The organism is Streptomyces sp. NPDC047085, from assembly GCF_040643735.1.
Classification (GTDB): Bacteria; Actinomycetota; Actinomycetes; order Streptomycetales; family Streptomycetaceae; genus Streptomyces.
In genome coordinates this window covers 1126818-1147776 of sequence record NZ_JBEYUW010000002.1, presented here as the reverse complement: position 1 = coordinate 1147776, position 20959 = coordinate 1126818, and the positions used below count along the sequence as shown (strand labels likewise).

At 72.9% G+C, this 20959-nt stretch carries 17 protein-coding genes; 13 read left to right on the top strand and 4 right to left on the bottom strand.

From position 1 onward, the window contains the following. Positions 1 to 4 precede the first annotated feature (4 nt). The 4 genes from ABZ865_RS10800 to ABZ865_RS10785 all read left to right on the top strand — a co-directional run bounded on the left by ABZ865_RS10800 (position 5) and on the right by ABZ865_RS10785 (position 5978). Positions 5 to 2389: a molybdopterin cofactor-binding domain-containing protein gene (locus tag ABZ865_RS10800; protein WP_361227047.1), complete on the top strand. Its 2385-nt coding sequence runs from the start codon at positions 5 to 7 to the stop codon at positions 2387 to 2389. 208 nt (positions 2390 to 2597) lie between these two features. Next, entirely contained in the window at positions 2598 to 4055 is a 1458-nt protein-coding gene (locus ABZ865_RS10795; RefSeq protein WP_361227044.1) for an NCS2 family permease, read from the top strand. Positions 4056 to 4099: 44 nt separating this feature from the next. Further along, a complete protein-coding gene (locus tag ABZ865_RS10790) occupies positions 4100 to 5251 on the top strand; it encodes an XdhC/CoxI family protein (protein WP_361227041.1) in 1152 nt (383 codons plus the stop codon). Between the two features lie 82 nt (positions 5252 to 5333). Further along, the gene (locus ABZ865_RS10785; RefSeq protein WP_361227039.1) at positions 5334 to 5978 is read left to right on the top strand and encodes a LysE family translocator; all 645 of its coding nucleotides are present in this window, start codon (positions 5334 to 5336) and stop codon (positions 5976 to 5978) included. A 42-nt stretch (positions 5979 to 6020) separates the two neighbouring features. Here the strand turns inward: ABZ865_RS10785 and ABZ865_RS10780 are convergent, their stop codons facing one another. Beyond that, complete coding sequence (locus ABZ865_RS10780; protein WP_361227036.1) at positions 6021 to 6461, bottom strand: SRPBCC family protein; 441 nt, start codon at positions 6459 to 6461, stop codon at positions 6021 to 6023. A 183-nt stretch (positions 6462 to 6644) separates the two neighbouring features. On the opposite strand from ABZ865_RS10780, the gene ABZ865_RS10775 reads away from it, so the two are divergent. Then, the gene (locus tag ABZ865_RS10775) at positions 6645 to 7862 is read left to right on the top strand and encodes a cytochrome P450 (RefSeq protein WP_361227033.1); all 1218 of its coding nucleotides are present in this window, start codon (positions 6645 to 6647) and stop codon (positions 7860 to 7862) included. A gap of 4 nt (positions 7863 to 7866) precedes the next feature. On the opposite strand, the gene ABZ865_RS10770 is transcribed toward ABZ865_RS10775, so the two are convergent. Continuing rightward, positions 7867 to 8640 (bottom strand): polysaccharide deacetylase family protein, encoded by a 774-nt coding sequence (locus ABZ865_RS10770; protein ID WP_361227310.1) that lies wholly within the window; start codon positions 8638 to 8640, stop codon positions 7867 to 7869. Between the two features lie 232 nt (positions 8641 to 8872). On the opposite strand from ABZ865_RS10770, the gene ABZ865_RS10765 reads away from it, so the two are divergent. The 7 genes from ABZ865_RS10765 (at position 8873) to ABZ865_RS10735 (ending at position 18251) form a co-directional block, all read left to right on the top strand. Next, positions 8873 to 9523 (top strand): phosphoribosyltransferase family protein, encoded by a 651-nt coding sequence (locus ABZ865_RS10765; protein WP_361227030.1) that lies wholly within the window; start codon positions 8873 to 8875, stop codon positions 9521 to 9523. 17 nt (positions 9524 to 9540) lie between these two features. After that, entirely contained in the window at positions 9541 to 10029 is a 489-nt protein-coding gene (locus tag ABZ865_RS10760) for a TIGR03668 family PPOX class F420-dependent oxidoreductase (protein ID WP_361227027.1), read from the top strand. Between the two features lie 243 nt (positions 10030 to 10272). Beyond that, complete coding sequence (locus ABZ865_RS10755; RefSeq protein WP_361227024.1) at positions 10273 to 11964, top strand: serine protease; 1692 nt, start codon at positions 10273 to 10275, stop codon at positions 11962 to 11964. Then, the gene (locus ABZ865_RS10750; protein ID WP_361227021.1) at positions 11961 to 14219 is read left to right on the top strand and encodes a tetratricopeptide repeat protein; all 2259 of its coding nucleotides are present in this window, start codon (positions 11961 to 11963) and stop codon (positions 14217 to 14219) included. The genes ABZ865_RS10755 and ABZ865_RS10750 overlap by 4 nt, the downstream gene beginning before the upstream one ends. A gap of 104 nt (positions 14220 to 14323) precedes the next feature. Further along, positions 14324 to 15952, top strand: a complete 1629-nt coding sequence (locus ABZ865_RS10745) for a VWA domain-containing protein (RefSeq protein WP_361227019.1) — start codon at positions 14324 to 14326, stop codon at positions 15950 to 15952. Continuing rightward, positions 15949 to 16932 carry a hypothetical protein gene (locus ABZ865_RS10740; protein WP_361227016.1) on the top strand — a complete coding sequence of 328 codons (984 nt, stop codon included), beginning with the start codon at positions 15949 to 15951 and terminating at the stop codon, positions 16930 to 16932. Before ABZ865_RS10745 ends, ABZ865_RS10740 begins: the two co-directional genes overlap by 4 nt. A gap of 8 nt (positions 16933 to 16940) precedes the next feature. Next, on the top strand, positions 16941 to 18251 hold the full coding sequence (locus tag ABZ865_RS10735) for an ABC transporter substrate-binding protein (RefSeq protein ID WP_361227013.1): 1311 nt from the start codon (positions 16941 to 16943) through the stop codon (positions 18249 to 18251). A 62-nt stretch (positions 18252 to 18313) separates the two neighbouring features. On the opposite strand, the gene ABZ865_RS10730 is transcribed toward ABZ865_RS10735, so the two are convergent. Beyond that, positions 18314 to 19156, bottom strand: a complete 843-nt coding sequence (locus tag ABZ865_RS10730; RefSeq protein ID WP_361227010.1) for a patatin-like phospholipase family protein — start codon at positions 19154 to 19156, stop codon at positions 18314 to 18316. Between the two features lie 237 nt (positions 19157 to 19393). Here ABZ865_RS10730 and ABZ865_RS10725 point away from each other — a divergent pair, with 237 nt between their 5' ends. Continuing rightward, complete coding sequence (locus tag ABZ865_RS10725; RefSeq protein WP_361227006.1) at positions 19394 to 19747, top strand: hypothetical protein; 354 nt, start codon at positions 19394 to 19396, stop codon at positions 19745 to 19747. A gap of 4 nt (positions 19748 to 19751) precedes the next feature. On the opposite strand, the gene ABZ865_RS10720 is transcribed toward ABZ865_RS10725, so the two are convergent. Beyond that, a complete protein-coding gene (locus ABZ865_RS10720) occupies positions 19752 to 20894 on the bottom strand; it encodes a magnesium and cobalt transport protein CorA (protein WP_361227003.1) in 1143 nt (380 codons plus the stop codon). Positions 20895 to 20959: the final 65 nt, after the last annotated feature.

Below are 20959 nucleotides of genomic sequence, written 5' to 3'. Positions count from 1 at the left end.
CACCATGCCGACCAACGGCGCTCCTACGAAGATCACCCAGGGGTCGCAGACCAAGGGCGGCATCGGCGAGTCCACGCTCCGCCCCGACGGCACCCTCAAGGTCACCGGCGAGTTCGCGTACTCGTCCGACATGTGGCACGAGGACATGCTCTGGGGCCAGATCCTGCGCTCCACCGTCGCCCACGCCGAGATCGTGTCGATCGACACGAGCGAGGCCCTGGCCACGCCGGGCGTCTACGCCGTCATGACGTACGACGACCTGCCCACCGAGGTGAAGAACTACGGCCTGGAGATCCAGGACACCCCGGTCCTCGCGCACGGCAAGGTACGCCACCACGGCGAGCCGGTCGCGATCGTCGCCGCCGACCACCCGGAGACGGCCCGCCGCGCCGCCGCCAAGATCAAGGTGGACTATCGCGAACTCCCCGTCATCACCGACGAGGCCTCCGCGACCGCGCCGGACGCGATCCTCGTCCACGAGGGCCGCGACGACCACCACGCCGGGCACGTCCCGCACCCGAACATCGTGCACCGCCAGCCGATCATCCGCGGCAACGTGGCGGAGGCCCGCAAGCGGGCCGACGTGATCGTCGAGGGCGAGTACACCTTCGGCATGCAGGACCAGGCCTTCCTCGGCCCCGAGTCCGGCCTCGCCGTGCCCGAGGAGGACGGCGGCGTCCACCTCTACATCGCCACCCAGTGGCTCCACTCCGACCTGCGACAGATCGCGCCCGTCCTCGGCCTGCCCGAGGAGAAGGTGCGCATGACGCTGGCCGGCGTCGGCGGCGCGTTCGGCGGCCGCGAGGACCTGTCGATGCAGATCCACGCCTGCCTGCTGGCGATGCGCACCGGCAAGCCCGTCAAGATCGTCTACAACCGGTTCGAGTCCTTCTTCGGGCACGTCCACCGGCACCCGGCGAAGCTCTACTACGAGCACGGGGCCACGCGCGACGGCAAGTTGACGCACATGAAGTGCCGGATCGTCCTGGACGGCGGCGCCTACGCCTCCGCCTCCCCGGCGGTCGTCGGCAACGCCTCGTCCCTGTCGGTCGGCCCGTACGTCATCGACGACGTCGACATCGAGGCCATCGCCCTCTACACCAACAACCCGCCCTGCGGCGCCATGCGCGGCTTCGGCGCGGTCCAGGCGTGCTTCGCCTACGAGGCGCAGATGGACAAGCTGGCGAAGAAGCTCGGCATGGACCCGGTGGAGTTCCGGCAGCTGAACGCCATGGAGCAGGGCACCATCATGCCGACCGGGCAGCCGGTCGACTCCCCGGCCCCGGTCGCCGAACTCCTGCGCCGCGTCAAGACGATGCCCATGCCGCCCGAGCGCCAGTGGGAGTCCAGCGAGGGCGCCGACGTACGGCAGCTGCCCGGCGGCCTGTCCAACACCACCCACGGCGAAGGCGTCGTACGCGGTGTGGGCTACGCGGTCGGCATCAAGAACGTCGGCTTCTCCGAGGGCTTCGACGACTACTCCACCGCCAAGGTGCGCATGGAGGTCGTGGGCGGCGAGGCGGTCGCGACCGTGCACACCGCGATGGCGGAGGTCGGACAGGGCGGCGTCACCGTCCACGCCCAGATCGCCCGCACGGAGCTGGGCGTCAGCCAGGTGACCATCCACCCGGCCGACACCCAGGTGGGCTCGGCGGGTTCGACCTCGGCCTCCCGGCAGACGTACGTCACCGGTGGCGCCGTGAAGAACTCCTGCGAACTCGTCCGCGAGCGGGTGCTGGAGATCGGCCGGCGCAAGTTCGGCACGTACCACCCGGCCTGGGCGACCGCCGAACTCCTGCTGGAGGGCGGCAAGGTCGTCACCGACGGCGGCGAGGTCCTCGCGGACCTGGTCGACGTCCTGGAGGGCGAGACCGTCGAGATCGAGGCGGAGTGGCGGCATCGGCCGACCGAGGCCTTCGACCTGCGCACGGGCCAGGGCAACGGCCACGTCCAGTACTCCTTCGCCGCGCACCGCGCCGTCGTCGAGGTCGACACCGAGCTCGGCCTGGTCAAGGTGATCGAGCTCGCCTGCGCCCAGGACGTCGGCAAGGCGCTCAACCCGCTGTCCGTCCTCGGCCAGATCCAGGGCGGCACCCTCCAGGGCATGGGCATCGCGGTGATGGAGGAGATCATCGTCGATCCCAAGACCGCGAAGGTCAGGAACCCGTCCTTCACGGACTACCTGCTTCCGACCATCCTCGACACGCCGATCATCCCGGTCGACGTCCTCGAACTCGCCGACGACCACGCCCCGTACGGGCTGCGCGGCATCGGTGAAGCCCCGACCCTGTCGTCCACCCCGGCCGTCCTCGCGGCGATCCGGAACGCGACCGGGCTGGAGCTCAACCGCACTCCGGTGCGGCCCGAGCACCTCACGGGGACCGCGTAACACCCCAGCTCTCCGGGCGGCGTGAGGGAACGTCACACACTCCGCCGCGCCGCCCGGAGGAACCCCTTTGAGTTCCGCACCGCTCGCGGTCCTTGAAGTACCAGGAAATTCGTTCGTCTCGGGCCGTCCCCCGGGTCGTCCATTCCCAAATCCCGTGACCGTCAGGGCGGTTGCACGGGTGCCCCTGTGAACCTTGGGAGATGGCACCATGACCCAGCAGTCAGTGGAGCCCAGGACCACGTCCGAGGACGCCGGCGACGGCAGCCGCGTCCCGGCCGGACGGTCCTGGCTCGACCGGTACTTCCACATATCCAAGAGAGGATCCACGGTCTCGCGAGAGGTCCGCGGCGGCATCACCACCTTCATGGCGATGGCCTACATCCTCCTGCTCAACCCCCTCATCCTGTCCGGCAAGGACGCGGCGGGGGACACGCTCGGCCAGAAGGCGCTGATCACCGCGACCGCGTTCGCGGCGGCCTTCACCACGCTGCTGATGGGTTTCGTCGGCAAGGTGCCGCTCGCCCTCGCCGCCGGCCTGTCCGTCTCGGGCGTCCTGTCCTCGCAGGTCGCCCCGGAGATGACCTGGCCGCAGGCCATGGGCATGTGCGTGATGTACGGCGTGGTCATCATGCTGCTGGTCGTGACCGGCCTGCGCGAGATGATCATGAACGCGATCCCGCTCGCGCTCAAGCACGGCATCACGATGGGCATCGGCCTGTTCATCGCCCTCATCGGTTTCTACAAGGCCGGCTTCGTGCACCAGGGCAAGGCCACCCCGGTCTCCCTCGGCCCCGCCGGTGAACTCGCCGGCTGGCCGGTCCTGCTTTTCGCCGGCACCCTGCTGCTGATCTTCATGCTGCAGGCCCGGAACATCCCGGGCGCCATCCTCATCGGCATCGTCTCCGGCACGATCGTCGCCGCGATCCTCAACGGCCTCGGCGTCATCGACCCCGAGCAGTGGGCGAGCGGCGCCCCCGAACTGCACGGCAGCGCGGTCTCCATGCCCGACTTCTCGCTCTTCGGACACGTCGAGTTCGGCGGCTGGGGCAAGGTCGGCGCGATGACCGTCGGCATGATCGTCTTCACGCTGGTGCTCGCCGGGTTCTTCGACGCGATGGCCACCATCATCGGCGTCGGCACCGAGGCCAAGCTGGCCGACGACAAGGGCCGGATGCCGGGCCTGTCCAAGGCGCTGTTCATCGACGGCGCCGGCGGTGCGATCGGCGGTGTGGCGGGCGGCTCCGGCCAGACGGTGTTCATCGAGTCGGCGACGGGCGTCGGCGAGGGAGCCCGCACGGGTCTCGCCTCCGTCGTGACGGGCCTGTTCTTCGCGGCCTGCCTGTTCTTCACCCCCGTCACCGCGATCGTCCCGCAGGAGGTCGCCTCCGCCGCCCTGGTCGTCATCGGCGCCATGATGCTGATGAACGCCCGGCACGTGGACTGGGCCGACCGCGCCACCGCGATCCCGGTCTTCCTGACCGTCGTCCTGATGCCGTTCACGTACACCATCACCACCGGTGTCGCCGCGGGCGTCATCTCCTACGTGGCCATCAAGACCGCCCAGGGCAAGGCCCGCGAGATCGGCGCCTTCATGTGGGGTCTGACGGTCGTCTTCCTGATCTACTTCGCACTGCATCCGATCGAGGGCTGGCTCGGCGTGCACTAGCCGCCCAACGCCCCTCCCACGCAAACCCGTTAGGAGACCGAGAGATGCTGGACATCGCCGAAGAGCTGAACCGGTGGGTCGAGCAGGGCCGTGACTTCGCCGTCGCCACCGTGGTGGCCGTCGGCGGCAGCGCCCCGCGCCAGCCCGGCGCCGCCCTCGCGGTGGACGCCGACGGCACGGCCATCGGCTCGGTCTCCGGCGGGTGCGTGGAGGGAGCGGTGTACGACCTGTGCCTGCAGGCGCTCGAAGACGGCGAAACCGTCCTCGAACGCTTCGGGTACAGCGACGAGGACGCGTTCGCCGTCGGCCTCACCTGCGGCGGCATCATCGACATCCTCGTCACGCCGGTCCGGGCGGACGGTCCCGCCCGGCCGGTGTTCGCGGCCGCGCTGGCCGCCGCCGACCGTGGGGACGCGGCGGCGGTCGCGCGGATCGCGCAGGGACCGGCCGAACTGATGGGCCGGGCCCTGCTCGTCCGCCCCGACGGCTCCTGGGAGGGCGGCTTCGGCGCCCACCCCGAACTGGACCGGACCGTCGCGGCCGAGGCCGGCGCCTTCCTGGACGCGGGCCGCACCGGCACCCTGGAGATCGGCGAACAGGGCTCCCGCTGCGGCGCCCCGCTCACGGTCCTGGTGGAGTCGTCGGTCCCCGCACCCCGCATGATCGTCTTCGGCGCCATCGACTTCGCGTCGGCCCTGGTACGGGTCGGCAAGTTCCTGAACTACCACGTCACCGTGTGCGACGCCCGCCCGGTGTTCGCCACCCGGGCCCGCTTCCCCGAGGCCGACGAGATCGTCGTCGAGTGGCCCCACCGGTACCTGGAGCGCACGGAGACCGACGCCCGAACCGTCCTGTGCGTCCTCACCCACGACGCCAAGTTCGACGTGCCCCTGCTCCAGCTCGCCCTGCGCCTGCCGGTCGCCTACGTCGGCGCGATGGGCTCCCGCCGCACCCACCTCGACCGCAACGAGCGGCTGCGCGAGGTCGGCGTCACCGAGCTGGAACTGGCCCGCCTGCGCTCCCCGATCGGCCTCGACCTCGGCGCCCGTACGCCCGAGGAGACGGCCCTGTCCATCGCCGCGGAGATCGTCGCGGCCCGGCGCGGCGGCAGCGGGGTCTCCCTGACCGGCGCGCACACCCCGATCCACCACGACGCGGGCTCACGTCCCGCGGGACGGATCGGGTCGGTGGCCTGAGGGCGCCGGCCGTCGAGGCCCGCCGCTGCGGCCCCGGAAATCGGGTTGCCGACCGGTGCCGCCCCTGTGTTTGCATGAGCCCATGCTGTCCACCGACCGTCTGCTGGCCTTCGCGGCCCTGTCCTTCCTGCTCATCGTGGTGCCCGGCCCCAGCGTGCTGTTCGTGATCGGGCGGGCGCTCGCGCACGGGCGCCGGGCCGCGCTGACCACCGTCGTCGGGAACACGCTCGGCGCCTATCTGCTCGTCGTGGCCGTGGCGCTCGGCATCGGATCGATCGTGGAGCGCTCGGTCCTCGCCTTCACCACCCTGAAGCTCGCGGGCGCCGCCTACCTCGTGTACCTCGGCGTCAAGGCATGGCGGCAGCGCGGCTCGCTGCGGGCCGCCTTCGCCGAGTCGGGGCCGCCGGTGCACGGCGGGCTGCTGCGGACCCTGGGCGAGGGGTTCGCGGTGGGCGTGGCCAACCCCAAGACGATCGTGTTCTTCGCCGCCGTTCTGCCCCAGTTCGCCGACCCGGAGCAGGGCCACGTCCCGGCCCAGATGCTGCTGCTCGGCCTGGCGTTCAACCTCATCGCCCTCGCGTCCGACAGCGTCTGGGGGCTGGTCGCCTCCGCCGCCCGCGACTGGTTCGCCCGCTCGCCCCGGAGGCTCGCGGCGGTCGGCGGAGTCGGCGGACTCACGATGATCGGCCTGGGCGTGACGGTCGCGGCAACGGGCCGCAAGGACTGAGCCCCGGCCGGTCCCGCCGGCCTGCCGCCCGCTGCCGTTCGTTCAGGCGCGCCTGAGCAGCCGGTTCACCGCCCGGCCGAACACCGTGCGCGCCGCGGCTCCGAGCAGGGGGTCGAAGAGGCTGGGCAGGAACCGTACCGCCAGCTCCTCCCGCCACAGCACGCGCGTGCGTCCGCCGGGGCCCGGCCGTACCTCGATCTCGGCCCAGCCCCGCACCACCCGGCCGCGCTTCTCCAGCCGGCACAGCCCCGGTTTGTCGTCCGCCGGGGGCAGCCACACCGTGACCTCCATCCGGTCGTCGAAGGCGAGCGGCCCGAGGCCGGAGCGGGCCACGACGACCGTGCCCTCGCGTGTGGGCGCGGCGGGAGTCACCGTGACGCGGGTCAGCGGAACCACCTCGCCGTGCCGGGGCCACTCCGTGAGCCGGCGCCACGCCTCGTCGAGGGGAAGCGGCACCGTGCGCTGGAGGTGAAAGAAGACCACGCGACGATCCTAGGGATTCCGGAGCCCGGGCAGGGCGGAGGCCACGCCCCCGAACTCCGCCGAACTCGGCTCCGGAATGGAGGGTGTTGCTCCGATTCGGACCGCCCACGCTCCCCTTCCCGGCCCGCGATCCGTACGGCACCATGATCCCGACCGACGCCCAGCACCGGCCGGAGGACGCCCATGGACCGCGAACTGCTCGACAGTCTCGGCACGATGCATCGCGACCCGTACCCGCACTACGAGCGGGCCCGGCGGGCCGACGGACTCGTCCGGGTTCCCGAGCTGGACGCCTGGCTGGTGGCCCGGGACGCCGACGTGCGCGAAGTCCTCGGCCGTCCCGAGGACTTCTCCTCCGTCAACGCGCTCAAGCCCGACGTGATGCCCTCGCCCGCCGCGCTCGCCGTCCTCGCCGGCGGCGTCCCCGAACTGCCCCATGTCGTCGTCACCGACGGCGACCTGCACAAGCGGCTGCGCGAGCCGATCGTGCGCGGACTGTCCCCGGCGAAGGTCGCCGGGATCGCCCCGTTCGTCGCCGAGCGCGCCGCCGCCCTCGTCGACGAGTTCGCCGGCAAGGGAGCCGTAGAGCTGATGTCGGCCTACGCCCGCCGGCTGCCCGGCGAGGTCGTCGGCCGGATCGTCGGTCTCGACCCCGCCGACGTACCCGCCATCGTGGACGGCGGGTACCGGTTCCTGGAACTGGTCTTCCTCCCGCTGCCGGAGGACGAGCAGGTCGCCGCCGCCGAGTCCGTGGTCCGCATGCAGCACATCCTGGAGGGGTACGTCCAGGCCCGCCGGGCCGATCCCCGCGACGACCTGTGCACCGACATCGTCGTCGACGTGGCAGGTGAGGGCACGGCCGAACTGACCACCGAGCAGCGTTACGAGGCCGTCAGCCACCTGCAGAACCTGCTGCTCGCCGGGCACCTGACCACGAGCGCCCTGATCGGCACCACGGTGCTGCACCTGCTGCGCCACCCGGCCCAGTGGGAGCTGCTGTGCGCGGAGCCGGACCGCATCCCGGCGGCCGTGGAGGAGGCGGCCCGCTACGACACCGCGCTCCAGGGCTTCCGTCGGATCACCACCCGCCCGGTCACCCTGGCCGGCACCGAACTCCCGGCCGGCGTCGACGTGTTCGTCGCGTTCGGCGCCGCCAACCGGGACGCCGAACGCCACCCGAGCCCCGACGCGTTCGATATCACCCGCGAGCCGGGCCGCCACCTCTCCTTCGGCGTCGGCGCCCACAGCTGCCCCGGCGCCCGGCTCGCCCGCGAGCAGCTCCACTCGACCCTCAAGGAGTTGACGTCCCGGCTGCCCGGGCTGCGGCTGGCCGAGGACTCCCCGGTCGTCATGGTGCCGATGGTGCTCCGCTCCCCGGAGCAACTGCACCTGACGTGGTGAGCCGTCAGCGGTACACCTTCCCGGGCTCCGCCGTACCCGGTGCCAGCAGCTGAGGCACCGTCACGAAGACGTACCCGCGCGCCTTCAGCGCATCGATGATGCCGGGTACGGCGGGCACGGTTCCCGGGTAGATGTCGTGCAGCAGGATGATCCCGTCCCGGGACGACTGGTCGAGGACCCGCTTGGTGATGAGCGCGGAGTCGTCGGTCGTGTAGTCCTTCGCCGTCACGGTCCACAGCACCTCCGCCAGGCCCAGCTCCTTGGCGATCTTGTGCACGTCGGCGTCCGTGCGGCCCTGCGGCGGGCGCATCAGCGTGGGCTTGTGCCCGGTGAGCCGCTCTATCGCGTCGTTGGGCCGCTTCAGTTCCTCGCGGATCCGCGCGTCGGAGATCCGGGTGAGGATCTTGTGGTCCCAGGTGTGGCTCGCCACCTCGTGGCCCTCGGCCGCCATCCGCGTGACCAGCTCCGGGTACTTCTCTATGTGCCGCTTGCCGAGCAGGAAGAAGGTGGCCGGGACCCTCTTCTCCTTGAGGATGTCCAGCAGCCTGGCCGAGTTCTCGCTGGGTCCCGCGTCGAAGGTGAGCGCGATGCACTTCGCCTCACGACAGTCGACGCTGCCGAACCGGGCCTGCGCCCCCGGCGCCCCCTGCGCCGCGGTCCCGCGCGCGCTGCTCGGTGAGGTCGCGTCGACGTCCGCGCAGCCGGACAGCGTCAGCGTCAGGCAGGCCGCCGCCGCGAACAGGGCGGCCAGACGCAACCTTCGGCCCGCGCCACGCATCTTCCAGGGCGCGAGCCGCTGTGCGGCCGGGATCTTCTCGGTCGAAGTCGAAAGAGGCATGCCGGGACTATACACACAGTTTATAGTTCGCGTGTTCGAATTCTGGGACTGTTCGGGACTCTTCTCGGGACTCTTCTCGGGCCTCTTCTCGGGACTCTCTCGGACTGAGGGCGGGACCGCCGTAGCACCATGGAAGTGCGGGGGAAGGGACCTCTCCCGAGAGGACGGACCCATGCGCTACCGGGACCGTGCCGAGGGCGGCCGGGCCATCGCCGGCCTGCTCAAAGACCTGCTCGACCGGGGCGAACTCCCCGACCCCGTCGTGCTCGCCCTGCCACGCGGCGGGATCGCCGTGGCCGCACCCGTCGCCCGCGCCCTCGGCGCCCCGCTCGACGTGCTGCTCGTCCGCAAGATCGGCGCCCCGCACCACGCGGAGTTCGCCGTCGGCGCGCTCGCCGCGGACGACCCGCCGCTCTTCGACACCGGCACGCTGGCCCGTCTCGGCCTGACCGAGGAGCGGCTCGCCGATGTCGTGGAGCGGGAGCGGCACGAACTACGACGGCGCGAGCAGCGCTACCGGGGCGACCGGCCGCCGCCCCACCTGACGGGCCGTACCGTCATCGTCGTGGACGACGGCCTGGCCACCGGCGCCACCGCCCGCGCCGCCCTGCGCCACATACGCCGCAAGCGGCCCGCCCAGCTCGTGCTGGCCGTCCCGGTCGGCGCCCCGGACTCGGTCGACCAGCTCGCCGCCGAGGCCGACCTGGTGGTCTGCCCGCTCCGGCCGGCCGGATTCAGCGCCGTCGGCCAGTGGTACGACGAGTTCGGGCAGCTGACCGACGCCCAGGTGCTCGACGTGCTCCACTCGCTGCAGGCGCACTGAGGCCCCGGGGAGCGAGGATGCCCGCACTGGACGCGGCGGAGGCGCGGCGCCGGTTCACCGCGGCCCGGGTGGCCCGGCTGGCCACGGTCGACACGGCGGGCCGCCCCCACCAGGTGCCGGTCGTCTTCGCCCGGGACACCGCCGACGGCACCGACCGGATCGTCACCGCCGTGGACCACAAGCCCAAGACCACGGCCCGCCTCAAACGGCTGGCCAACATCGCCGCGCATCCCTCGGTGTGCCTCCTCGTGGACGCCTACGACGAGGACTGGGACCAGCTCTGGTGGGTCCGCGCCGACGGCGAGGCCCGGATCCTGCCGCCGGACCACGCCGACCCGGACCTGCGGCGGGCGTACGCGACCGCCGTCGAGGCCCTGCGCGCGAAGTACCCGCAGTACCGGGACCGTCCGCCGGCCGGCCCGGTCATCGCCGTCACGGTCGGGCGGTGGGTCGGCTGGGAGTCAAAGGAACCGCCCGCCCGGCACCCGCACGCCCCCGGCGGCTGAGGACGGCACGGACACCGAGCGACGCCGGCCGACTCCCTGCGGAGTCAGCCGGCATGGCCTGCCCTCATGGCCAACCCGCTCCGGAACCGGCCCTCATGGCCGCCACCATCGAAGCCCAGAGCAAGCCCACGCCGCCAACTCCTCCTGAAATCACCCCACTTAACCGCCCCAGCCCCGCCCGCCCGTGATGACCTCGTGCACACCAGTGGTACCGGCAGGGCACGCGGAGTAACCTCGGGTGACATGACGCGCACGGGGGAGCGAGCCGTCACATCGCGGTTACGGACACCGTCCTGGATCGCCCGCATCGAAGAGCCAGGAGGGCCGGTCGTCGGTGCCGGGGTGCTGCTGAGCCCCGACCGGGTGCTCACCGCCGCCCATGTCGTCAGCCCCGGCATGCCCTACGTCGTCCACTTCGTCGGCGTCGACGGCGTACCCGGCACGGACGCCACCGTCGTCGCGGACGAGTACGTGCCGCAGCGGAAGGACGCCTCCGGCGACCGCGTCGGCGACCTGGCGCTGCTGCGGCTCGCCGAGCCCCGACTCGAAGAGCACGCCACACGGCTGTACCGGCTCGCCGCCCCGCACGGGCCGGTGAGCATGTACGGCTTCCCGGACGGCGACGACGGCGGCCGCTGGCACGGCGCCACTCTGGTCGCCGCCCGCGGCCGGGACAGCCAGGTGCAGCTGCGCCCCGCCACCCTGGACGAGCTGGCCGCGCCCGGCTTCAGCGGCGGCGGAGTCGTCGACGACGCCACCGACCGGGTCATCGGTATCGTCCTCAGCGTCGACGAGGGTCCGGGCTCCGTCTTCAGCTACATGAGCCCCACCGAGACGATCCTGAGCCATCTGCCGCAGGTGGCCGCCTGGACCGACGGCGCCGAAGCCGTCGACCCGAAGCTGCGCGGCGGCGCGACGGACGGCGCGGGCCGGCTCGACCTGCCCCTCGCCACCGAACTCGCCTCCTGGTTCCGGGGCGAGGGCTGGCCGGTGCTCGTCACCGTCGTCCCCGCCCGCGGCGGCCGCGCCTGGACCCTGGAGCGGGCCATCACCCTGGCCGACCGGGAGCTGCGCACGGTGCGGAACGCCGACACCTTCGGCCAGGGCCCGCCCGAGACCGTACCTCCGCCGGGCGGCCACGATCTCGCCCTCGACGTCAAGGGAATGACGGTCACTCAGGTCATGGACCGGGTCGCCGAACGGCTCGGCATCCGCGACGACCCCCGGCCCGAACGCCTCGGCGCCCTGCGCGTCCCGCTCTCCGCCGTCCTCGTCGGCGTCGACCAGGCCGCCGACCCGGACGCCCTGCTCGGCCTGCTGGACCGGCTCGCCCAACAGGGCGCGCGCCTGCTGCTGGTCTTCCGCCGCCGCGGCGGACGCGCCGCCCAGGCCGCGGAAACCTTCGTGTACCGCCCGCTGCGCGACCGCTGGACCGGACTGCACCGCGAACTCGACCACATCGTCGACGAGTTGGGGCCCGGGCTCGACGAACTCCGCGACCGCGTGCTGCCCGACCCCGACACCCGCCGTCTGGTGGACCAGGCGGAGGCCGGAGTACGGCGCACCCGGATGCTGCGCGCCTGGGTCGCCCACACCCCCGACCGGGAGCGCGAACCCCGCGGCGCCGACCTGCTGTTCACCTTCGAGGACGCCGCCGACCGCCGCCGGCAGCGCCTGGAGCAGGCCCTCGGCGCCCTGCACACCCGGCAGCGCCGCCGCGAGGAACTCCTCGGGCGCGTCACCGCCGAATGGCCGCTGTGCAAAGCGCGGGCGGCCGCACAGGGCGAGCGGGTCATGGAGGCCTACCGGCTCTACGAGACCGCCCTGTCGCTGCTGCGGGGGACCCCCTGCGACGTCGACCGCGCCGAGGCCGCCGTCCGGCGGTTCATCGGCTTCTGCTCCGGTACGGCTCCCGGGACGGAGGACGCCTCGTGACCTCGTGCATCCGGCCCGGCTGCGCGGGCCGCATCATGGCCACCGGCTACTGCGACACCTGCGGGTACCGGCACCGCGACCCGCTCACCGAACCCCCGCCGGCGCCGCCCGCGCCCTCCGACCCCGGCATCGAGGAAACCCCCGCCCCGCCGCCCGTACACGCCGTCGCCGGCGTCGGCGACCTCGACGAACACGGACTGGTCCGGCTGCCCGACGTCCCCGACCCCGGCGGCCGCCTCGTCGAGGACTACCGGCCGCCCACCGGAGGCCGCCGCTGCGGCGCGCACGGCTGCACCATGACCATCGGCGTCGGCTACGGCGGCCAGGAGGCCCGCGCCACCGGCCGCTGCCCCCGCTGCGGCACCCCCTACTCCTTCCTGCCGCAGCTCAACGCCGGCGACGTCGTCGCCGACCACTACCGCGTCCTCGGCTGCCTGGCGCGCGGCGGCCTCGGCTGGATCCACCTCGCCGAGGACACCCGCGCCGACGGCTACCGGGTCGTCCTCAAAGGGCTGATCGACGTCCACGACGCCGCGGCGCGCCGCAACGCCGTCGAGGAACGCCGCTCCCTGACCGACCTGCACCACCCCGACATCGTCCGCATCATCACCTACGCCGAACACCCGGCCCCCGGCCGCGCCCCGGACGGCTACCTGGTCATGGACTACATCGGCGGCCGCTCCCTGCAGCAGCTCTTCGACGCCGACGACGCCGAGCGCATCTTCCAGGGGCGCCCCCGCCTCGACCATGTCCTCACCTACGGCTGCAAGATCCTCGGCGCCCTGCAGTACATGCACGAACGCGGCCTGCTGTACTGCGACATGAAGCCCGCCAACGTCATCCACTTCGGCCGGGCCGTCAAGGTCATCGACCTCGGCGCGGTCCGCGCCATCGGCGACCGCGACTCCGCCTACGTGTACACCGCGACGTTCGCGCCGCCCAAGGAGGAGATCGACAGCCGCGGCTGGCACGTCGACAGCGACCTCTACACCGTCGGCATGACCCTGCAGGCCCTGTTCCGGGGCACCGAGCGGGCCCGCGGCCTCGCCTCCGACTCCTTCCGCCGCCTCATCGACCGCGCCACCCACGTCGAACCCCGGGCCCGGTTCCGCTCCGCGGCCGAGATGTCCCGCCAACTCTGGGAAGTCCTCCGGGAGTTCCGCGCGCTGCAGTTCGGCGAGCAGCTCCCCGAGAGCTCCACCCGGTTCCGCGCCGCCGACGCCAGCCTGGACGCCGGACTCGGCGCCATCCCCGCCCTGCGCCACTGGACCGGCCGCCCCGGCGACCGGCCCACCGGACTGGACGTCTCGCCACCCACCGCCGCCGAGGTGGCCGGCGCCCTGCCCGAGCCCGTCCCCGACCCCGACGACCGCGCCGCCCTGCTGCTGCACACCTTCCCGCCCGACGCCCCCGACCGGGTCGCGGAGCAGTGGCCCCGGGAATCCCGCTTCGGCACCCCCGAGACCGCGCTGTGGCTGTGCCGCGCCTACCTCCGGCAGGGCAGGCAGGGCGACGCCGAGAGCTGGCTGGCCGAGGCCGGCACCCAGCTCGGCGAACGCGCCGCCGCCCATGACTGGCGCATCGCCTGGCACCGAGGAGTCCTCCACCTGAGCAAGGGCGAGGTCGCGCACGCCGGCAGCTGCTTCGAGGCCGTCTACCGGGCGCTGCCCGGCGAGTACGTACCCAAGCTCGCCCTCGGCTACTGCGCCGAACACGGCGGCGGGCGGCCCAGGGCCCGCGCGATGCGGTTCTACGAGGCCGTGTGGGCCCGGAGCTTCGCCCACACCGCCGCCGCGTTCGGCCTCGCCCGCGGCCACCTGGCCGACGGCGACCGGGACGCGGCCGTACGCGTTCTCGACGACGTCCCCGCCACCTCCCGCCACTACGACGCCGCCCGCATCGCCGCCGTCCGCGTCCGGGCCGGCATCCTGCACGGCCGCCCGCCGTCCGTGGCCGACCTGCGGGACGCCGACCGGCGGCTGCCCGAGCTGCGCCTGGACGGCGGCGCCGCCGACGGCGAGTCACGGGCCCGGCTGGTCGCCGAGGTCCGGGAGAACGTCCTGCACACCCGCCCCGCGCAGGGCTGGGGACCCGAGTTCCCGGCCGGCCGTCTGCTCGGGGACGGCGACCAGGACGGGCTGCGCAGACTGCTGGAGCAGTCCTTCCGGCACCTGGCCGCACAGGCCCGCACCGCCGGCGAACACGGCCGGCTGCTCGATCTGGCGCACGCCGTACGGCCGATGACCACGTTCTGAGAACCAGGTTCCGAGAACCGCGACACGACGAGAACCGCGACAACACGAGAGCCAAGAGCCACCACGAGAGCCACGAGGCACACGGAAGCGAGGGGGACGCGGCCATGAGCGCGGCCGAGAGAGCCGAGCGAGCCGAGCGAGCCGAGCGAGCCGAGCGAGCCGAGCGAGCCGAGAGAGCCGAGCGAGCCGAGAGAGGCAGGGACGCCGAGCAGGCCACGGATGCCGGCATCGAGGTGACCCTCGCGGTCGGCCAGAACAAGGAACTGCCCGCCGTGCCGGACGCGGCCGGGCAGCCCCGCGATCGCGAGATGCACGCCATCCTGGAGATCGGCGTCAGGGCCGGCGACGGCCCCCACCTCGCCACCGGGGCCGGCCGCGGATCCGGGCCCGCCCTGGCCGAGGTGCTGATCGTCGACACCTCCCGGTCCATGCTCCACCCGGCGGCCAAGCTGCACGCCGCCAAGGACGCCACCGTCGCCGCGATCCGGCTGCTGCCCGAGAGCGCCGCCTTCGCCGTGCTCTCCGGCCGGTTCGACGCCACCGTCGTCCACCCAGGTCCCGGCCGCGCGGTGATGGCCGTCGCCGGGCCCGCCGAGCGCGAGGCCGCCGAACGGGCCGTACGCATCATGGACGCGGACGGCGGCACCGCCATCGGCACCTGGCTCGACCTGGCCCGCCGGCTGCTGAAGGAACAGCCGGCGCCCATCAAGCACGTCCTGCTGCTCACCGACGGACGCAACGAGCACGACCACCGCGCCGCCGCCCCCACCCGGCTGGACACCGTCCTGGACGCCTGCGAGGGCCGGTTCGTCTGCGACGCCTGGGGCATCGGCGAGGACTGGGACGCCGACCTCCTGCTGCGCATCACCCGGCGCCTGCACGGCCGGGCCGACGCCGTCCGAACCGAGTCCGAACTGACCGCCGCCTACGAGGGGTTGATGAACGGACTGCTCGGCACGGCCGTCCCCGAGCTGCGCATCCGGCTCACCCCGACCCCGGGCACGGTGATCCGCCAGGTCAAGCAGGTGGTGCCCAGCGAGCAGGAACTCCTCGCCACCGGAGGCGAGTTCGGCGGGCGCAGCGCCGAGTACGTCACCCGCGCATGGGGGGAGGAGACCCGGCACTTCCAGGTCGTCCTCGCGGCCGACCCGACCGGCCGCGAGATCGGGGAGGACATCCAGCTCGCCGCCGTCGACGTGGTCGTACCCGACGTCGGCCGCCCGGTACGGCTGCCCGCCCCGCAGCCCGTCCTGGTGCGCTGGACCGACAACCCGCTCGACGCCTCCCGGCAGCACCCCGGGGTCCGCCGGCACGAGCTGTACCAGCAGGCGAGCGCCGCCGTGGCCCGCGCGTACCGGGCCTGGGTGCGCGGCGCCGACGGCGGGGCGGCGGCGGACCGCGAACTGGCCCGGGCACTGGAACTGGCCGGGGAACTGGGCGACACCCACCTGCTCGGCGCACTGCGGCGGATCGAGGACCCGGGGCGACCCGGCCACGTCCGTACGGCGCTCAAGGACGTCGACTGGCAGCACCTCATCCTCTCCAGCGCCATGACCACCCCGCCCCAAGGGCCCGCCGCCGACCCACCCGCCGCCGATCCCTCCTCCCCACCCGGCACCCACGCGCCCGATCCAGACGACCTCCTGGAGTGCCCCGACTGCAACTGGATCGGCCCCGCCGACTCGGTCTACTGCGGCGGAGTGTGCGGACGACTGCTGCGGGGGGCCGAATGAGAACCGAGCCCTCCGACCTGCCCGGCCTCCTCGGCCGCCGGCCCGGCGCCGGGCGGCGTCCGGCGGACGGGGGCAGTACGACCGCCCACGACCTGTCCGTGCGCCGCCGGCTGCTGCTGACCCTGTCGGCGCTGCTCACCCTGGCACTGTTCCTCTCCTACGAGGGCGTGCACGGCGACGCCAACCCGCTGCGCACCTCCAGCGCGCCCGCCGTCATCGCCCTCGACACCGCGCTGTCCGAACTCGACCAGGCGCAGCGGGACGCCACCGGGGCGGTGCCGTCCATCAGCGGCTTCCAGACGCATGTGTCGGTGGCCGCGCAGAGCCTCGCTGTGGCCGCCGGAGACGACGTGGGCGGATCGGCGGGCCGGCAGGCCCTGCAGACGGTGGCCGGACTGATCACCGGGTACACCGGCATGGTGCAGAAGGCCCACGTGGAGCCCGAGGACAGCCTGTTGCGCGAGGCCTACCTCAGCTACGCCACCAGCATGCTGACGGCGAAGGGCGCCGGCATCCTGCCCCGGCTCCGGCATTTGCAAGAGGAGCAGCAGTCCGTGATGAAGCGGCAGGCCTCCTTCGGTCGGCTGCTGTGGTTCGGCTGGAGCGCGACCGCACTGCTCCTCCTCGCCCTGACGGCGGCCCTGACGGAGACCCAGCTCTTCCTGCGCCGCCGCTTCCGGCGCAGGTACAACTGGCGGCTGCTGGGCGCGGCCGTCCTGTCCGTGGGCGGCTTCGTGCTCCTCGCCCTGTTCACCTGGTACACGCACCGGGGGATGGCCGGCACGGCCGGCCGGCTCGACGGCCCGCTGACCGGGCAGGCCATCACGCGTGCGGGGCACGACACCGCCTCGTACCTGAAGCACACCGGATTCCGCGCGGCGGCCTCGGCATGGATCGTGATAGGAGGTGTCCTGCTCATGGCGCTGGCCGAGTCAGGACTGCGACGGCACATCAACGACTACCGGTTCAGGCCCCGGTGAGCGCCCCCGTGAGCGGCCCCACGACGTCCGTCCCCGGCACCCGGCGCCGGCTCTCCCCCCGGCAGGTCCGGATCCTCGCGGTGGTGGCGGTCTGCCTGGCCGTGCTGGGGGCGGGGATCGTGAAGGGCGTACCGGTCTTCGGACACGAGCCGACCGTCACCCTGCTGGCCAACTGGAGCGGCGACGACGAGAAGAGCTTCCGGGAGTCGGTCCTCGACCCCTTCGAGCGCGAGCACCACATCCACGTCGACTACCAGGGCAGCTCCGCCCAGAGCCAGGTGCTCAGCGCCGACGTCGAGGCCGGGACCCCGCCCGACGTCGTGGTGCTCACCGGCCCCGGCGAACTCGCCGCCTACGCGGCCCGCAAACAGCTCAAGCCGCTCAACGGCCTCCTGCATCGGGGCGACTTCAGCGACTCCTGGGCGATGCCGCTGAAGAGGCAGGTGTACTGGTTCCCGCTCAAGGCCGACCTCAAGAGCATCGTCTGGTACCCGGGGAGGATGAGCGCGGGGGAACGCGAACAGGCCGCGAAGCAGCCGGGCAAGTGGTGCCTCGGCCTGGGCTCCGGCGCCACCAGCGGCTGGCCCGGCACCGACTGGATCGAGGACATCCTGCTCCAGCAGTACGGCCCCGACGTCTACCAGCGGTGGGCGCGCGGCCGACTCGCCTGGCGGTCCCCCGAGGTGAAGCGGGCCTGGCGGACCTGGGTGAGTCTGGTGCGGGACGGCAAGAACACCTCGGTCGTGCGGCGGGCGCTCAGGACCGAGTACATCGACGCGTCCGCGCGGGTCGCGCAGGACGAGCGGCAGTGCACGCTGGAGCACCAGGCGTCGTACATCCGCGGCCGGCCTCCCTGGCAGGCGGTGGACGGCCGCTACGTGTCCTCGGCGGAGCTGATCCCCGGCGCCACCAGGACGAGGGGCTGGGAGGTGTCCGGTGACCTGGTCGCGTTGCTGAACGACACCGACGCGGCCGAGCAGCTCATCGACTACCTCGCCTCCGCCGAAGCCCAGCGGGCCTGGAGCGTGCGGGGGGACGGTTTCACCGTCGCCGCGAAGGCGCAGCCCACGTCCCCGCCGTCGGCCCCCGACTGGCACCACACGCTGGCCGCCACCCTCCTCGACCCCGGCACGGTCCACTGCTTCGACGCCTCCGACGCCATGCCGCCCTCGGTCCGCGACGCCTTCACCCAGGCCACCGTCGACTACTTCGCCGACCCCGGCGAGGACCACCTGGACGCCCTGTTGAAGAACCTCGACCGACTCGGCAGCGTGAAAACCCTGACCTGGCTCCCGTCCGTCTGCGACCACGGCACCTGAGCGCGGCGGACCGGCGCGCCGATCAGCAGGGCGCGCCGGTGGACGGCTTCCTCAGACCCGGCTCAGACCCGGCTCCAGGGCAGCCTCAGCCCCCTGCCCTGCGCCCGGCCCGCCTCGGCGGCCGGGCGGCGGGTGGCCGGGTCCAGGGGGTTGTCGCCGACCGTCGCACGGGACGCCTCGTCGGGTACGACGACCGCCACCTCGGCGCCCTGGGCGCGCAGTTCCCCGACGGTCCGCTCCAGCGGCTGCTGGCTCGGGAACGGCTCGGTGGTGCCCATCGGCGCGATCACGAGCACCCGGCCGGCACCGGCGGCGAGGTCGGCGTTGGCCATCGAGCGCACACCGCCGTCGACGTACCGGCGCGAGCCGATCGTCACCGGCGGCCACACGCCCGGCACGGCACAGCTCGCCGCGACCGCGTCGACCAGCGGCACACCGGAGTCCCTGTCGAAGACCCGCGCCTCCCCGGTCTCCGCGTCCACGGCGACGACCCTCAGCGCACGCTCCGGCCAGGTGTGGGACGGCAGCCTCGACTCGATCACCGCGCGCCGCTCCGGTTCCGGCACGGTCCGGGCCTCCAGCGCCACCCGTCCGACCGCGCGCCGCATCTCCGGCACCGACGCGGCGGTTCCCACCGCAGCCCCGATCTCGGCGGCGAACTTCTCCAGGTCCATCTCGGCCATGATCTCGGCCGCCTGCAACGCCGGGTCCACCTGCCGGGCGTACAGCTCCTCCAGGCCGATCCCGCTGCCCACCTGCGCCGCCACGGTCGACCCGGCGGACGTCCCGACCAACAGCTCCGCCCCGGTCACGTCCTGCCCGGCCTCCGCGAGCCCCGCCAGCAACCCGGTGATCCAGGCGATCCCGCCCACACCGCCCCCGCCCAGCACCAACGCGTCCGTCATGCCGACCCCCTCGCGTCACTCGACCCGCAGCCCTGAAAACCCTTCACATCCAAGCAAGTCGGGAGCGGACCGGCGGGCATTATCGGCCATGACGGAACATCGCCTCGTCTGCCATGGAGCGGCCCACCCCGGCTGGTTCCGGGCTTGATCAGCGGTCGAATATCGTGACGGCGGGGCGGCTCCGGTGCGTTCCGGAGCGGACGACGAATTGAGGGGGGCGCGGTGGAGAGCCGACGGTTGCGTGGAGGTCTCGGCACGGCGGTGGGCCTGGCTCTCGCGGTGCTCGCGGCCATGCTTCTGGGCAGGGCGTGGAACACCTGCGACACGGGCGTGAACAACGCGGCCAACAGCGGCTTCCTGCTCTTCCTCTTCATCCCGGGACTCTGGGCGGTCCTGCTGCTCGGCTGGCTGGCGGTGGGCGCCTTCCTGGGCAACCGCCCCCCTCTCCACGCCCTCACCCTCGCGGTCGTGCTCCTCACCGTTTCCTGGGGCGCCCTCTCGCTCTTCTGGGGCGGCACCACCTACGACTGCCCCACCGGCGTACCCGAGTGGTGGCCGGACTTCCTCCCGGCCCCCGGGTTCGGCGGCTGACCGCTCAGAGCCAGTCCCGTCGCTTGAAGACGAGGTACAGGCTGGTGCATACGACCGCCATCAGGACGATCGCGAACGGATAGCCGAACGCCCAGTGCAGTTCCGGCATGCTGTCGAAGTTCATGCCGTAGATGGTGCCGACGAGGGTCGGCGCGAAGAGGATGGCCGCCCAGGATGAGATCTTCTTGACTTCCTCGTTCTGTTCGAAGCCCGCCTCCGCCAGGGCGCGCATCTCGGCGTTCTGCTGCTGGGTGACCAGGGTCGCGTTGACGGTGAGGATCTCGGTGAGGGCCTGGCGGAAGCCGTCGACGCGCTCGCTGATGTGGGTGACGTGGTCGGCGACGTCGCGGAGATAGCGCTGGAGTTCCTCGTCGGTCTCGTACTTGGCGAACCCGGCCATCAGGCCGTGCAGCATGCCGACGAGCGGGCGGGTGGCGCGCTGGAACTCGACCATCTCGCGGGAGAGTTCGTAGATGCGCCGGGAGACCTCGGGGTCGCCGCGGAAGACCTCTGTCTCGATCTCGTCGATGTCGTTCTGGACGCCGGAGACGACCGGTGCGTAGCCGTCCACGACCGCGTCGAGGATCGCGTAGAGGACCGCCTCCGGGCCCAGTTTGAGCAGGTCGGGGGAGTCCTCCATGCGGCGGCGGACCGCGGACAGGTCGGGAGCGGCGCCGTGCCGGACCGTGATGAGGAAGTCGGGGCCAACGAAGACGTGCAGCTCGCCGAAGTCGACCTCCTCCGGCGCGTCCAGATAGCGGGCGGCGCGCAGGACGACGAAGAGCGTGTCGCCGTAGCGCTCCAGCTTCGGCCGCTGATGCGCCTCCATCGCGTCCTCGACCGCGAGCGGGTGCAGGTCGAACTCGGCGGCCAGGGAGAGAAGTTCGTCCGCCGGGGGCCGGGCGAGGCCGATCCACGCCATGCCCGAGGGCTGTTCGCGCAGCTCGCGGAAGGTCTCGGCGAGGGTGGCGGGGGAGGAGACGCGGACGCCGTCCCGGTACAGCGCCGCCTCGACGACGCTCGCCGGCTCGGCCGGCTCCCCGGGCTCCGGGGCGGGAGCGGTGGATTCGGCGGTGGGGGCAGCGGGGATGCCACGGCGCCAGACGGACTTCCGGCCGCCGTTTCTGCCGTTGGGGCGCTCGGACATCGGCTGCCTCTCCGTCGAGCCTGCGTGCGGCGTGATCACGAAGCGGGATACGTGCAGGATAGCCG